At 64.6% G+C, this 13,338-nt stretch carries 13 protein-coding genes; 10 read left to right on the top strand and 3 right to left on the bottom strand.

Going from position 1 to position 13,338, the window contains the following annotated elements; genetic code table 11:
- The first annotated feature begins 263 nt into the window (after positions 1-263).
- The 4 genes from ABMD26_RS20300 (at position 264) to ABMD26_RS20285 (ending at position 4,219) form a co-directional block, all read left to right on the top strand.
- A complete protein-coding gene (locus tag ABMD26_RS20300; protein WP_134721784.1) occupies positions 264-1,559 on the top strand; it encodes an MFS transporter in 1,296 nt (431 codons plus the stop codon).
- 131 nt (positions 1,560-1,690) lie between these two features.
- Positions 1,691-2,668 carry an aliphatic sulfonate ABC transporter substrate-binding protein gene (locus ABMD26_RS20295; RefSeq protein WP_354311429.1) on the top strand — a complete coding sequence of 326 codons (978 nt, stop codon included), beginning with the start codon at positions 1,691-1,693 and terminating at the stop codon, positions 2,666-2,668.
- Positions 2,669-2,672: 4 nt separating this feature from the next.
- Positions 2,673-3,509 carry an ABC transporter permease gene (locus tag ABMD26_RS20290; RefSeq protein ID WP_192000475.1) on the top strand — a complete coding sequence of 279 codons (837 nt, stop codon included), beginning with the start codon at positions 2,673-2,675 and terminating at the stop codon, positions 3,507-3,509.
- Entirely contained in the window at positions 3,506-4,219 is a 714-nt protein-coding gene (locus ABMD26_RS20285) for an ABC transporter ATP-binding protein (RefSeq protein WP_354311427.1), read from the top strand. Before ABMD26_RS20290 ends, ABMD26_RS20285 begins: the two co-directional genes overlap by 4 nt.
- Positions 4,220-4,333: 114 nt before the next feature.
- On the opposite strand, the gene ABMD26_RS20280 is transcribed toward ABMD26_RS20285, so the two are convergent.
- Complete coding sequence (locus ABMD26_RS20280; RefSeq protein ID WP_122743394.1) at positions 4,334-5,191, bottom strand: SDR family oxidoreductase; 858 nt, start codon at positions 5,189-5,191, stop codon at positions 4,334-4,336.
- A gap of 225 nt (positions 5,192-5,416) precedes the next feature.
- Here ABMD26_RS20280 and ABMD26_RS20275 point away from each other — a divergent pair, with 225 nt between their 5' ends.
- Positions 5,417-5,695, top strand: coding sequence for a hypothetical protein (locus ABMD26_RS20275; protein WP_049859895.1), 279 nt, complete (start codon positions 5,417-5,419; stop codon positions 5,693-5,695).
- Between the two features lie 87 nt (positions 5,696-5,782).
- Here ABMD26_RS20275 and ABMD26_RS20270 read toward each other — a convergent pair whose 3' ends face one another.
- Positions 5,783-6,688: a polyprenyl synthetase family protein gene (locus tag ABMD26_RS20270; RefSeq protein WP_134721778.1), complete on the bottom strand. Its 906-nt coding sequence runs from the start codon at positions 6,686-6,688 to the stop codon at positions 5,783-5,785.
- Positions 6,689-6,912: 224 nt separating this feature from the next.
- On the opposite strand from ABMD26_RS20270, the gene fni reads away from it, so the two are divergent.
- The 5 genes from fni to ABMD26_RS20245 are packed head-to-tail and all read left to right on the top strand — an operon-like array spanning position 6,913 to position 12,874.
- Complete coding sequence (gene fni / locus ABMD26_RS20265; protein WP_122743396.1) at positions 6,913-7,959, top strand: type 2 isopentenyl-diphosphate Delta-isomerase; 1,047 nt, start codon at positions 6,913-6,915, stop codon at positions 7,957-7,959.
- A complete protein-coding gene (locus ABMD26_RS20260; RefSeq protein WP_354311423.1) occupies positions 7,956-9,230 on the top strand; it encodes a glycosyltransferase in 1,275 nt (424 codons plus the stop codon). The genes fni and ABMD26_RS20260 overlap by 4 nt, the downstream gene beginning before the upstream one ends.
- Complete coding sequence (gene crtY, locus ABMD26_RS20255; RefSeq protein WP_192000470.1) at positions 9,227-10,402, top strand: lycopene beta-cyclase CrtY; 1,176 nt, start codon at positions 9,227-9,229, stop codon at positions 10,400-10,402. The genes ABMD26_RS20260 and crtY overlap by 4 nt, the downstream gene beginning before the upstream one ends.
- On the top strand, positions 10,389-11,879 hold the full coding sequence (locus tag ABMD26_RS20250) for a phytoene desaturase (RefSeq protein WP_056842242.1): 1,491 nt from the start codon (positions 10,389-10,391) through the stop codon (positions 11,877-11,879). Before crtY ends, ABMD26_RS20250 begins: the two co-directional genes overlap by 14 nt.
- Positions 11,876-12,874, top strand: coding sequence for a phytoene/squalene synthase family protein (locus tag ABMD26_RS20245; protein WP_354311420.1), 999 nt, complete (start codon positions 11,876-11,878; stop codon positions 12,872-12,874). The genes ABMD26_RS20250 and ABMD26_RS20245 overlap by 4 nt, the downstream gene beginning before the upstream one ends.
- Here ABMD26_RS20245 and ABMD26_RS20240 read toward each other — a convergent pair.
- Positions 12,756-13,325 carry a sterol desaturase family protein gene (locus tag ABMD26_RS20240; RefSeq protein WP_354311418.1) on the bottom strand — a complete coding sequence of 190 codons (570 nt, stop codon included), beginning with the start codon at positions 13,323-13,325 and terminating at the stop codon, positions 12,756-12,758. The two genes, ABMD26_RS20245 and ABMD26_RS20240, sit on opposite strands and share 119 nt — an antisense overlap.
- Positions 13,326-13,338: the final 13 nt, after the last annotated feature.

The raw sequence follows: 13,338 nt of genomic DNA, 5'->3' as shown, positions 1-13,338 counted from the left end.
CCCCGCACACCGAAGCCGGCAGTCTACGCCATTATTTGCACGTCAGTGCTGGCACCCATGCTGCATGGATCGAGCGCAGCGATTATCATCCCCGCGCCTGCATCCCATGGGACGCTTTCATCTGCGTAGGAGCGGTCATCGGCCGCGAAGCCGGCGCCGCAGTGCTTCAGGCACACCGCAGTGCAGCTTTCGCGGCCACGGACCGCTCCTACGGGGTTTGTGGCGGATCATCACCCTGTCTTCAACGCTCCAGGAGTTCTTGCATGTCGCCCACTTCCGGCCTGACCGAGCACGCCAGCGCTGACACGTATCGCAAGATCGTCTGGCGGTTGATTCCGTTTCTGTGCTTCTGCTACCTGGCGTCTTACCTGGATCGCATCAACGTCGGCTTCGCCAAACTGCAGATGCTCGACACCCTGCACATGAGTGAAACCGCCTACGGTCTGGGCGCCGGGTTGTTCTTCGTCGGTTACATCCTGTTCGAGGTGCCCAGCAATCTGGTATTGCAGAAGGTCGGTGCACGCCTGTGGATCGCTCGCATCATGATCAGCTGGGGCGTGCTCTCCGGGTTGACCATGTTCGTCACCACCGAGTGGCACTTCTACCTGCTGCGCTTTCTGCTCGGCGCAGCCGAGGCCGGGTTTCTGCCAGGGGTGCTGTTCTACCTGAGCCAGTGGTTTCCGTCGTACCGACGCAGCCGCATCATTGCCCTGTTCATGATCGGCCTGCCGCTGTCGAGCCTGATCGGCGGACCGCTGTCGGGCTGGATCATGGGCAATTTCGACGGTGTCAGCGGCCTGCACAACTGGCAGTGGCTGTTCCTCCTCGAAGCCATACCGACCGTGGTGCTGGGCGCGTTGTGTCTGGCCATCCTGCCCAATGGCATTGCCGATGCCAGCTGGCTCACCGAGCGCGAGAAAACCGAACTGCAAACCGTGCTGGCTCGGGACGAGAGCGAGAACCGAGGCGGCCACTCGTTTCGTGCCGGCTTTTTCGACATCAAGGTATGGATGCTGGGCGGTATCGATTTCTCGATTCTGTTGAGTGCCTATGCCTTGGGGTTCTGGCTGCCCACCTTCATCCGCAACGCCGGGGTCGGCAACCCCGGCGACATCGGCCTGCTGGTGGCCATACCCAGCCTCGCCGGACTGATCGGGATGCTGGCCATCGGCGCCAGTTCCGACAAGCACCGCGAGCGGCGCTGGCACATCATCGTGCCATTCATCGTCGGCGCGGCGGCCATGTTCCTCAGCACCTTCTTCACCCAGAACGTGGCGGTCACCGTCTTGCTGTTCTCGGTGGCCTCGTTGGCCATCATCGGTGCGGTGCCGGTGTTCTTCAGTCTCCCGGCGACCTTTCTCAAAGGGACTGCGGCGGCCACCGGTTTTGCCCTGGCCTGTTCGCTGGCCAACATCGCCGGGCTGGTCAGCAATTCCCTGATGGGCGTGGTCATGGACCGCTTCCACAGCCCGCAGATCGCCCTGTGGATTTTTGCCGCCTGCCTGCTGCTCAGCTGCCTGCTGGTACTGGCGTTGCCGGCCAGGACAGTCAATCGGTGAACGGCCTGAGTCGTGGCGCGTACTGGCAATCTAAGCTCAGATCCAAAAGGTATTTATAGTTGGTTTTTTAGATCATTTAGCATTGGGATCCGGCGTGCCAGCCGGCTCTCCCTTGCCGAGGACTGATCTTCATGACCCTGTTTTCCCGCCTGTCCACACCGCTGCTGGCCGCCACCGTGCTGCTTGCCAGCTTCGCCAGCGTCGCCCAGGCAGCCACCCCTGCCGAGGTTCGCCTGGACTACGCCTACTACTCGCCCACCAGCCTGGTCCTGCGCCATTTCGGCTGGCTGGAAAAAGCCCTGCCCGGCACCAAGGTCGACTGGGTGCTCAGCCAGGGCAGCAACCGCTCGCTGGAATACCTCAACGGCGGCAGCATCGACTTCGCCTCCACGGCCGGCCTTGCAGCGGTGCTGAGCCGCGCCAATGGCAGCCCGATCAAGACCGTGTACATCGCCAGCCGCCCGGAATGGACTGCCCTGGCGGTGCGCAAGGATTCGCCGATCAAGACCGTTGCCGACCTCAAAGGCAAGAAGATCGCTGCCACCAAAGGCACCGACCCTTTCCTGTTCACCCTGCGCAGCCTGCAACAGGCTGGGCTGAGCAAGGATGATGTGGAGCTGGTTCACCTGCAGCACGCCGACGGTCGCACCGCGTTGGAAAGAGGCGACGTGGATGCCTGGGCCGGCCTCGATCCGCTGCTGGCAGCCAGTCAGCTGCAAGCCGGCTCGACGTTGCTGTACCGCAACATCGAATTCAACAGCTATGGGGTGATCAGCGTCACGGAAAAATTCGCAGCCGAACATGCCGACACTGTCGCGCAGGTCATCAAGGCCTACGAGCAGGCCCGTAGCTGGGCGCGGGAACACCCGGACGATCTGGCGGCGCTGTTGGCCAAGGAATCGGGGCTGCCCCTGGATGTGGCCAAGCTGCAGCTCTCGCGGACCGACTTCAGCGATTCGCAGCCAGGCGCCAAGCAGATTCAGGCGCTCAAGGCCGCTGCGCCGATCCTTATCGCCGAAGGCTTGGTGCGCAAAGGCGTGGACGTCAACGACGTGGTCGATCAGCTGATCGAGCCACGCTTCGGCGCCCAAGTCATCGGGAAGCAGTGACTTCATGAGCGCGTCGGAAAACACCCTACCCAAGGCAGCGCCGGCCCCACGGCGCGCTTCACCCGCCTGGCGGCGCGGGGCCAAGGGCTGGTTGCTGCCGTGTCTGATCGTGATCGTGCTTGAGATCGTGGTGCGAGTCGGCTGGATTCCGGCCTACCAGATGCCGGCGCCCAGCGATATCGCGCTGACGCTGGTCGAGCTGGCGCAAGGCGCGCTGGGCAAGCACGTGCTGGCCAGCGTCGGTCGCGTGCTTGCAGGTTTCGTCATCGGTGCGTCCCTGGCCCTGGTATTTGCCGCCTGGGTCGGCCTGAGCCGGGAAGCCGAGGCCTACTTGGAACCCACCTTCGCCGGTCTGCGTGCCATACCCAGCCTGGCCTGGGTGCCGTTGCTGCTACTGTGGCTGGGCATCGACGAGACGTCCAAGATCGTGTTGATCGCCATCGGCGCGTTCTTTCCGGTGTACGTCAACGGCGTGGCCGCGATTCGCAACATTGACCGCAAGTTGGTGGAGGTCGGGCAGATGTATGGCTTCAGCGCACGTCGGCTGACCCTGCGCATTCTGCTGCCGGCCGCCATGCCGGGCCTGTTCACCGGCTTGCGCAGCGGGTTGAGCATGGCCTGGATGTTTCTGGTCGCCGCCGAACTGATTGCTGCCACCAAAGGCTTGGGTTACCTGCTCAGCGATGGCCGCGAAACCTCGCGGCCCGACATCGTGCTGGCGGCGATCCTGGCCCTGGCGGTGCTGGGCAAGCTCAGCGACGGCGTGCTCGCGGCCGTCGAAAGGCGCTGCGTCAGTTGGCGCGACACCTTCACCGGCGAGGCCACGGGGAACCGATCATGAACGATGCCTTGCTGAGCATTCACGTCCGGCGCAAGACGTTCGGCGAAACCCTGGTGCTCAAGGACGTGGAGTTGCAGTTGCAACCCGGCGAGGTCGTCAGCCTGCTGGGTCCCAGCGGTTGCGGCAAAAGCACTCTGCTGCGCATCGCTGCGGGCCTGGATCGGGACTACAGCGGCGAGCTGAGCAACGCAGGCGAGTCGGTGGCATTCGTTTTCCAGGAGCCGCGGCTGATGCCTTGGTTGAGCGTGGCGCGCAACATCGGCTTTCACGATGATGGGCACTATGACCAGGCCTGGGTACGGCAGCTGATCGAGGAAGTGGGCCTGAGCGGATTTGCCGAGGCGCTGCCCAAGGCATTGTCCGGCGGCATGGCACAGCGGGTGGCGATTGCGCGGGGCCTTTATTCCAGGCCAAAGGTGCTGCTGCTGGACGAGCCGTTCAGTGCAGTGGATGCGTTTACCCGGATGAAGCTGCAGGATCTGTTGCTGGATCTGGCACGACGGCATGACATTGCGCTGCTGTTGGTCACCCATGATGTGGACGAGGCGCTGTACCTGAGTGACCGGGTGCTGGTGATGGGGCATCGGGCCAGTGGGATAGGCGGTGGGATCGATGTGGATCTGGCGCAGCCGAGGGATCGGCGGGATCCGGTGTTGGCGAGATTGAAGGTGCAGGCGTTGACACAGCTGCATGCGGCGCATGTGGTTTGATCTTTGTGTATGGCTTGAGTGCCTCTTCGCGGGCAGAGCCCGCTCCCACAAGGACCGAGTGCGCTCTGGATTCTTGTGGGAGCGGGCTCTGCCCGCGAAGAGGCCGCCACTGCCTTACAGAATAGGCTTGCCCCCAGTCACCGCATAGCGCGATCCGGAGATGTAGCTGCTCTCATCCGACCCCAGCAGCACATAGATCGGCGACACCTCGACCGGCTGGCCCGGACGACCCAGTGGTGTCTCCTCGCCAAAGGTCTTCACCGCTTCCGGCGGCATGGTCGCCGGGATCAGCGGCGTCCAGATCGGGCCCGGTGCCACGCTGTTCACACGAATGTTCTTCTTGCCCAGCAACTGCGCCAGCCCGGCGGTGAAGTTGGCAATCGCGCCCTTGGTGGTCGCATAGGGCAGCAAGGTCGGCTTGGGCATGTCCGAATTGACCGAGCTGGTGTTGATGATCGAGCCGCCCGACGGCATGTGCGGCACTGCGGCCTTGCAGATGCGAAACATCGCCGTGATGTTGATATCGAAGGTGCGCACCCACTCCTCGTCCGGAATTTCGTCCAGGGATTCGTGGCTCATCTGGAACGCGGCATTGTTGACCAGCACGTCGATGCGACCGAAACGCTCGACCGTCTTCTCGACGATCGCCAGACACTGTTCCCGCTCGGCCAGGTCGCCCGGCAACAGCAGGCACTGGCGTCCGGCTTCCTCGACGTAGCGTGCCGTGTCCTTGGCGTCCTCGTGCTCGTCGAGGTAGGAGATCACCACGTCGGCGCCTTCACGGGCGTAGGCAATGGCCACAGCGCGACCGATACCGCTGTCACCGCCCGTGATCAGGGCGACCTTGTTGGCCATCCGGCCCGAGCCCTTGTAGCTGGTTTCGCCACAGTCGGGCAGCGGATTCATCTTCGACTGCGTGCCCGGCACCGATTGCTGCTGCGGCTCGAACGGCGGAGTTGGATAGTTGGCCATGTGTACCTCGAAAGTTGACGGAAAACCTTGGCCGATTCGACAGAGGCTGTACCTCGTTGCCGAAACGACACAGTGTGGAAAGTCGACTTCCCTGCCGGCGCAAAAGTTTGATTTTTCGCCCAGCTAATTCACCGTGCCCCGTGCAGACGCAAGGAATCTCTCGCGCCAGGCTGAGTCACAACCCTGTAAGCGATGCATTTTCATTCAGCAGCCAGAGAGGCATTCATGAGCAACGTCGAACTCGAGCACGAAGTACTCACCCGTTTGCTGCACGCGCATCCCCATGGCCTGGGCAAGGAAATCCTCGACAACTATCGCGGTGAAAAGGCCGTCGCGGGGATGATCAAGACGCTGCAGGAAAGAGGTCTGATCCAGGGCAAGCCGGTGACGGTCGAGGACCATGAACCGGCGCTGGAATACCCGATCAAGCTCAGCAGCTCGGGTGTTGAAGCCGCGAAGAAACACGACGCGGAGAAAGGCAGCAATCCGCACGCCGCCTCGTAGAAGGGCGTGATTGCAGAGGGCATCAAGTCAGCTTGATGCCCTTTTCATTCGTGATTTGGAAAAGCGACGCTGCCGAAAGGCGAACGCTCAGGCGCAGGTCGCGGCCTTGACGAAAATCAGCTGCAGAAAACGGCTGATGTGATGATCCTGCGCATAGGCATCGGCCAGGCACGCGCGGGCCTTGTCCAGATGCTCCTGCAGACGCCTCTTCACTTCATCTTCCCCGCACAGGGCCATGAAGGTCGACTTGCCATCGTCCTTGCCCAGGTCTTTCGCCGTGTCCGGGCTGCGATCGTGCAGATCGTCGTAGAGCTGGAACGCCTGCCCCAACTCCAGGGCGAAACATTGCAGCACGGCACGCGTGGGCGGTGGCGCATCGCTGATCAGATAGGCCATGTCCATGATTGCGCTGAACAGCACGCCCGTTTTCAGATTGTTGGTGGCGGCGATCTCTTCGGCAGTGCGCGGATGCAGCCCGTCACGCAGATCCTGCAACTGACCACGGGCCAGGCCATGGGCACCGATGGCGTTGGCCAGGATCTCCACCAGTTGCGTGCGAATCAACGGCTTCAGCCCCTCGATCCCCGCCACCACCGCAAAGGCCCGTGACAGCAGGGCCACGGCGGCCAGAATGGCGACGTCTTCTCCAAAGGCCAGGTGCGTGGTGACGCGACCGCGTCGCAGCTTCGCGTCATCCATGCACGGCATGTCGTCGAGCACCAGGGACGCGGCGTGCACCATCTCCACGGCGCAGCCCAAGTCCAGCGCCGCCTGGTCGCTGGCGCCCAGCCCGTTCGAGGCCAGGATCAACAGGATCGGACGCATCCGTTTGCCCGGCGCCAAGGCACCGTCGCGCATCGCCGTGGCCACCAGATCGCGCTCGTTGCACGCCACGGGCAGCAAGGCGTCCAGCCGCGCTTCGATGGTGCAGCGCAGCAAAGCCATGTGCTCGGTAAAACCAGTATCGCTGGTCGCGGGCGTATCAGCTGTCATCGTTCCCTCTATTGTTGTTTCGAGTCCTGCGGGGCAGCCGGGGACGAGGTTTCGGCAGGGTTGGGCCCGGGCGGAAACGTTCGCAAACAAGGAACGACTGCTCACCGCCGGTGCCTGAGCCTGTGAAGATGGACATACGTTATGCGAATATGAGCGCGCCGTACAACTCTCTACCATGGACAGACCGCAGGCAGCCGTAAATGATCCTGAGCAATGGAGCTGACATGAAGCCCGACGAGTTGAGTCGACGCAAGGATGACCATCTGGACATCGTCCTCGATCCGCTCAGGGCGACCACGCGCATGGGCGCGGGTTGGGACACTATTCAGTTCGAGCACTGTGCCTTGCCTGAGCTGGATCTGGCGGACATCGATTTGCGCAGTTCCCTGCTCGGCATCGACTTGCAGGCGCCGTTGCTGATCAGCTCCATGACCGGCGGCGCCTTTCGCGCCGTTGCGATCAATCGGCACCTGGCCGAAGCGGCGCAGGCCCTGGGCATCGCCATGGGCGTGGGTTCCCAGCGGGTCAGCCTGCAGACCGGCAACGACCAGGGACTCACCCGCGAGCTGCGGCGCATCGCCCCGGACATCCCGCTGCTGGCCAATATCGGCGCAGCGCAGTTGCTCGAGAACGGTGGCATGGACCTGGCCCAGCGCGCGGTCGACACCCTGGAAGCCAGCGGTTTGATCATCCATCTCAACCCGCTGCAGGAAGCCGTTCAGCCCGAAGGTGACCGTCACTGGCGCGGCGTGCTCGCGCAGATCGCCCGGGCGGTGACGGTGCTCAAGGTGCCGGTGGTGATCAAGGAAGTCGGTGCCGGGCTCTCCGCCAGCGTGGCGCAAACCCTGGTCGAGGCTGGCGTGCAGGTCATCGATGTGGCTGGCGCGGGCGGGACGAGTTGGGCTGCGGTCGAAGGCGAACGCGCAACCCAGGCAGCGGACCGCGCGGTGGCCATGGCCTTCGCCGGCTGGGGCATTCCAACCGCCACCTGCGTGCAGACGGTCCGTCAGGCGCTGCCCGACGTACGCTTGATCGCTTCGGGCGGCGTTCGCGATGGCGTCGATGCAGCCAAGGCCATCCGCCTCGGCGCCGACCTCGTCGGTCAGGCCGCCAGTGTGTTGCCGGGCGCCACGCTGTCCACGGAAGCTGTGATCGAACACTTCGAAGTGGTCATTCGCCAGCTTCGCGTGGCCTGTTTCTGCACCGGTTCGGCCAATCTGGCAGGGCTGCGCCATGCCCGCCTGCTCGATTCGCAGGCACTGTCTCGATGAGTCATTTCGGCGTTGTCGCGCCCGCCTACTACAGTCATTTTCACGCATTGCAGGCGCTGGCCCAAGAGCTGATGCAGCGCGGTCATCGAGTCACCTTCTTTCACCAGGCCGACGCCGCGCGCTGGGTCACGGCCCCCGGTATCGGCTATTGCGTGCTGGGCGCAGCCAGCCACCCGCGCGGCAGCCTGCAACGCAGTCTGCGCCTGGCGGCCAACCCCGGCACACCCTGGGGCCTGCGACAGATCATTGAGCAGTTGGCGGCCACCACACGCATGTTCTGCGACGAACTGCCGGCTGCACTGGAGCAGCACGGTGTCGACGCGCTGCTGTGCGATCAAATGGAAGCGGGCGGTGGCCTGGTCGCGGAAAGCCTGGGGCTGCCCTTCGTCTCGATCGCCTGCGCCCTGCCGGTCAACCGCGAGCCGGGCCTGCCGCTGCCGGTGATGCCGTTCGCCTACGGCATCGACGAGCGCAGCCTGCACATGTACCGCGGCAGTACGCAGGTCTACGACTGGCTGATGAAGCCCCATGCCCGGGCCATCCAGGGCGCCGCGAAAGCCCTCGGACTGGCACCGCGCAGCGCTCTGCACGAGTGCCTTTCGCCGTTGGCGCAGATCAGCCAGACCCTGGCGGGCTTCGACTTCCCGCGCCAGGCTGCGCCCCCGCATCTGCACGCGGTCGGTCCGTTGCGCAACGCCACTGCGGCCACCCGAGGCAGTTGGTCGATCAACCCAAGGCGCCCGTTCGTCTTCGCCAGCCTGGGCACCCTGCAGGGCCAGCGTCTGGGCATGTTCGAGCAGATCGCCAAGGCCTGCCGGCAACTCGACGCCCAACTGCTGATCGCCCACTGCGGCTTGCTCGATGCAGCGACCGAAAAACGCCTGGCTGCGCTCGGCACTACCTGGGTCACCGATTTCGCCCCGCAACAGTGGGCCTTGGAACAGGCCGATGCAGTGGTCACCCACGGCGGACTGAACACCGTGATGGATGCCATCGCCAGCGCTACCCCGATGCTGGTGATGCCCATCGCCTTCGACCAGCCCGGCGTGGCCGCGCGGGTCCGCCATCATGGCCTGGGCCTGCAATTGCACCGTCGCGCCCGCTCGCCGCGCATCGCCCAGGCGCTGCGTGAGGTCCTCGCCCTGTCGACCCAGCCCTTTGCCCGCTTGAGCGCGGAACTGGCCAGCGCAGGCGGCACGCTGAAGGCAGCCGACATCGTCGAAACCGCAATAAACACACGACAGCCCGTATTGGCCGGAGCCTTGGCATGACGTACGACCTGATCCTGGCCGGCGCCGGCCTGGCCAATGGCCTGATCGCCTGGCGCCTGCGCCAGGCGCGTCCGGAGCTGAACATCCTGTGCATCGATGCGCAGCAGAGTCTGGGGGGCAACCATACCTGGTCCTTTCACGACGGCGACCTCACCGCCGAACAGCATCACTGGATCGAGCCGCTGGTGGTCAAGCGCTGGCCCAGCTACCAGGTACATTTTCCCCAGGTTTCTCGGGTGCTCGACAGTGGCTACGCCAGCATCACCAGCGAGCGCTTCGCCGAGGTCATCACCCAGGCGTTGGGCGACCGACTGCGCCTGGGTGAAACCATCACCGAACTGGGCCCGCGCCACGTGCGCCTGGCCAGCGGCGAGACGCTGCAAGCCGGTGCGGTCATCGACGGTCGCGGGGTACGGCCCAGCCCACACCTCGTGCTCGGCCAGCAGGCGTTCGTCGGCCAATTGCTGCGACTGGAGCAGCCGCACGGGTTGCTCGGGCCGATCATCATGGACGCCCGGGTGGATCAGGGTGATGGCTACCGCTTCGTCTATGTACTGCCCTTTTCGGCCGATACCGTGCTGGTGGAAGACACTCACTATGTAGATCGCCACACCCTGAGCACCGAGCAGCTGCGCGAGCACATCGGCGAGTACGTGCGCTGGCAAGGCTGGACGGTCGCCGAGTGCCTGCGCGAAGAACAGGGCGTGCTGCCGATTACCCTGGCCGGCGACTTCGAGGCGTTCTGGCAGCAAGCGTCTGGCCAGCCGCTCTCCGGCCTGCGCGCCGGCCTGTTTCACTGCACCACCGGCTATTCGTTGCCCCACGCGGTGCGCCTGGCCCAGTGGCTGGCGCAACAGCCGGTCATGGACGCCGATCGCCTGTTCTCGGGCATCCGCGACCACGCCCGCCAGCAGTGGAACGACCAAGGTTTCTACCGTCTGCTCAACCGCATGTTGTTCCTCGCCGGAAGGCCCCAGGACCGCTGGCGGGTCATGCAGCGCTTCTATCGTTTGTCGCCCGCGTTGATCAGCCGTTTCTACGCAGGCCAAAACCACTGGCGTGACCGCGCCCGCATTCTCGTCGGCAAGCCGCCCGTGCCCGTCGACGAGGCCGTGCGCGCCGCCCTCAGATCTTCTCCCCGGCAGTTCGAGAACCCACATGAATCCAGCTAAAACCGCCATCGTCATCGGCGCAGGCTTCGGCGGCCTGGCCCTGGCGATCCGCCTGCAGGCCGCCGGCATCCACACCACCCTGCTGGAGAAGCGCGACCAGCCCGGGGGCCGAGCCTATGTGTATCGCGACCAGGGCTTCACCTTCGATGCCGGCCCGACGGTGATCACCGACCCCACGGCCATCGAAGAGCTGTTCACCCTCAGTGGCAAGCGCATGGCCGACTACGTCGACCTGCTGCCGGTCAAGCCGTTCTACCGCCTGTGCTGGGAAGACGGCACGAAGTTCGACTATGCCAACGACCAGGCCGAACTGGACCGCCAGATCCATGCCCTGAACCCACCGGACGTGGCCGGCTACCAGCGCTTTCTGGCCTACTCCCAGGCGGTGTTCAAGGAAGGCTACCTCAAGCTGGGTGCGGTACCGTTCCTGTCGTTTCGCGACATGCTTCAGGCCGGGCCGCAACTGGCACGCCTGCAGGCCTGGCGCAGCGTGTATTCGATGGTGTCGAGCTTCATCGAACACGACCAGTTGCGCCAGGCGTTCTCGTTTCACTCCTTGCTGGTGGGCGGCAATCCGTTTGCCACCTCCTCGATCTACACCTTGATCCATGCGCTGGAGCGCGAATGGGGTGTGTGGTTTCCCAAGGGCGGGACGGGGGCACTGGTGCAAGGCATGGTGAAGCTGTTCCAGGACCTGGGCGGCACCCTGGAGTTGAATGCGGAAGTGGCCGGCATCGACGTAGAGAACGATCGGGCCACGGCGGTGCATGCCCGTGACGGTCGCAGCTGGCGCGCCGATTGCCTGGCCTCCAACGCCGACGTGGTGCACACCTACGCCGACCTGCTGGGCAAACACCCGCGCGGTAAACGCGAGGGCAAGCGCCTCAAGGGCAAGCGTTTCAGCAACTCGCTGTTCGTCATCCATTTCGGCCTCAAACGCCCGCAGCCGCAGTTGCAGCACCACACGGTGTGCTTCGGTGCGCGCTATCAGGCGCTGATCCACGAAATCTTCAACGGCGCCGAACTGGCCTCGGACTTCTCGCTGTATTTGCACGCGCCCTGTGTGACGGATCCCAGCCTGGCGCCGCCGGGCTGTTCCAGCCACTACGTGTTGTCGCCGGTACCGCACTTGGGCAACGCCGCCATCGACTGGTCGGTGCAGGGGCCGCTGTACCGCGACCGCATTTTCGAATACCTGGAAGAGCATTACATTCCTGGCTTGCGCGAGGATCTGGTGACCTGCCGTATCTTCACCCCGGATGATTTCCAGACCGAGCTCAACGCGCACCTGGGCTCGGCGTTTTCCCTGGAGCCGGTGCTGCAGCAGAGTGCCTGGTTCCGCCCGCACAACCGCGACGCGCAGTTGAACAACGTCTACCTGGTCGGTGCCGGCACCCACCCCGGCGCCGGCGTACCGGGCGTGATCGGTTCGGCCAAGGCGACCGCCGGTCTCATGATCGCGGACCTGCATCCATGAGCACCTCGGCGCCGGATCCGGCGCTGCGCGAGCATGCCGAACAGAGCATCGCGGTAGGCTCGAAAAGCTTCGCCGCAGCCGCCAAGCTGTTCGACGAACGCACCCGGCGCAGCGCGGTGATGCTGTACGCCTGGTGTCGCCATTGCGACGACGTGATCGATGGTCAGCAGGCCGGTCACGACGCCGTGTCGATCACCCCGCAGGAGGCACAGCGCCGCCTGGCGCTGCTGCAGGCCCAGACCCATGCGGTCTATGCAGGCGTGCCCGCGAGCGAGCCGGCCTTTGCCGCGTTCGCCGAAGTGGTGCGCGAGCACGACATTCCCGAGCACAATGCCCTGGAGCATCTGGCCGGTTTCGAAATGGACGTGCTGGACCGCCGTTATCACACTCAGGACGACACGCTGCAGTATTGCTACCACGTCGCAGGCGTCGTCGGTCTGATGATGGCGCGGGTCATGGGCAGCCATGACCCGCGCACCCTGGATCGCGCCTGCGACCTGGGGCTGGCGTTCCAGTTGACCAACATCGCCCGCGATATCGTCGAGGATGCACGCATCGGTCGCTGTTATCTGCCGGCGCAGTGGCTGGAAGAACTGAACATTCCCCTGCAGGACCTGGCGGCGCCCGAGCATCGGCCGGCGGTGGCGATGTTGGCAAGGCGTCTGGTCGACCTGGCCGAGCCCTACTACGCCAGCGCCCAGGCGGGCCTGGCCGCCCTGCCCTGGCGTTCGGCCTGGGCCGTGGCGACTGCGGCGGCCGTGTACCGGCAGATCGGCGTCAAGGTGGTTGCGGCAGGCAGTCATGCCTGGGATACCCGTGTCTCGACCTCCAAGGCCGAAAAGCTGGCAGCGGTCAGCCAGGGATGGTGGCGTGCGGTCAGCGCTCGCTGGCGGCAGTGGCCGAAGCGTTCGACTCAGCTGTGGAACCGGCCTCGTCCGTCTTGCGCAGAGGCCCTTGGTGCAACGCCCGCAACTGAGCGCGCAAGCGCGTCGTAGACGGCGCGAACAGAAAGCCGAAGGACACGCAGCGGTCCTTGCCCTCGACCGCATGGTGCATCAGGTGCGCCTGGTAGAGGCGCTTGAGGTAACCCCGACGCGGCACCAGATGGAACGGCCAGCGCCGGTGCACCAGGCCGTCATGGACGACGAAGTACAACGCGCCGTAGGCGGTCATGCCAGCGCCGATCCATTCCAGCGGATGCAGACCTTGGGTCCCCAGGGCAATCAGCACGATCGCCAGCCCCGCGAACACCACCGCATACAGGTCGTTCTTCTCGAACCAGCCGGTGCGCGGCTCGTGGTGGGAGCGGTGCCAGCCCCAGCCCCAGCCATGCATGAGGTACTTGTGGGCCAGGTAGGCGACGCCTTCCATGGCCGCCAGAGTGATGAAGAAAACCAGGCTGTTGAGAATCACTGCTGCGCTCTGCCAAGACGGATAGACCGCCATCTTAACGCAACCA

The sequence above is a fragment of the Pseudomonas sp. PvP001 genome, assembly GCF_040546375.1.
GTDB lineage: Bacteria > Pseudomonadota > Gammaproteobacteria > Pseudomonadales > Pseudomonadaceae > Aquipseudomonas > Aquipseudomonas coleopterorum.
This window is presented reverse-complemented; position numbering and strand designations above follow the sequence as displayed.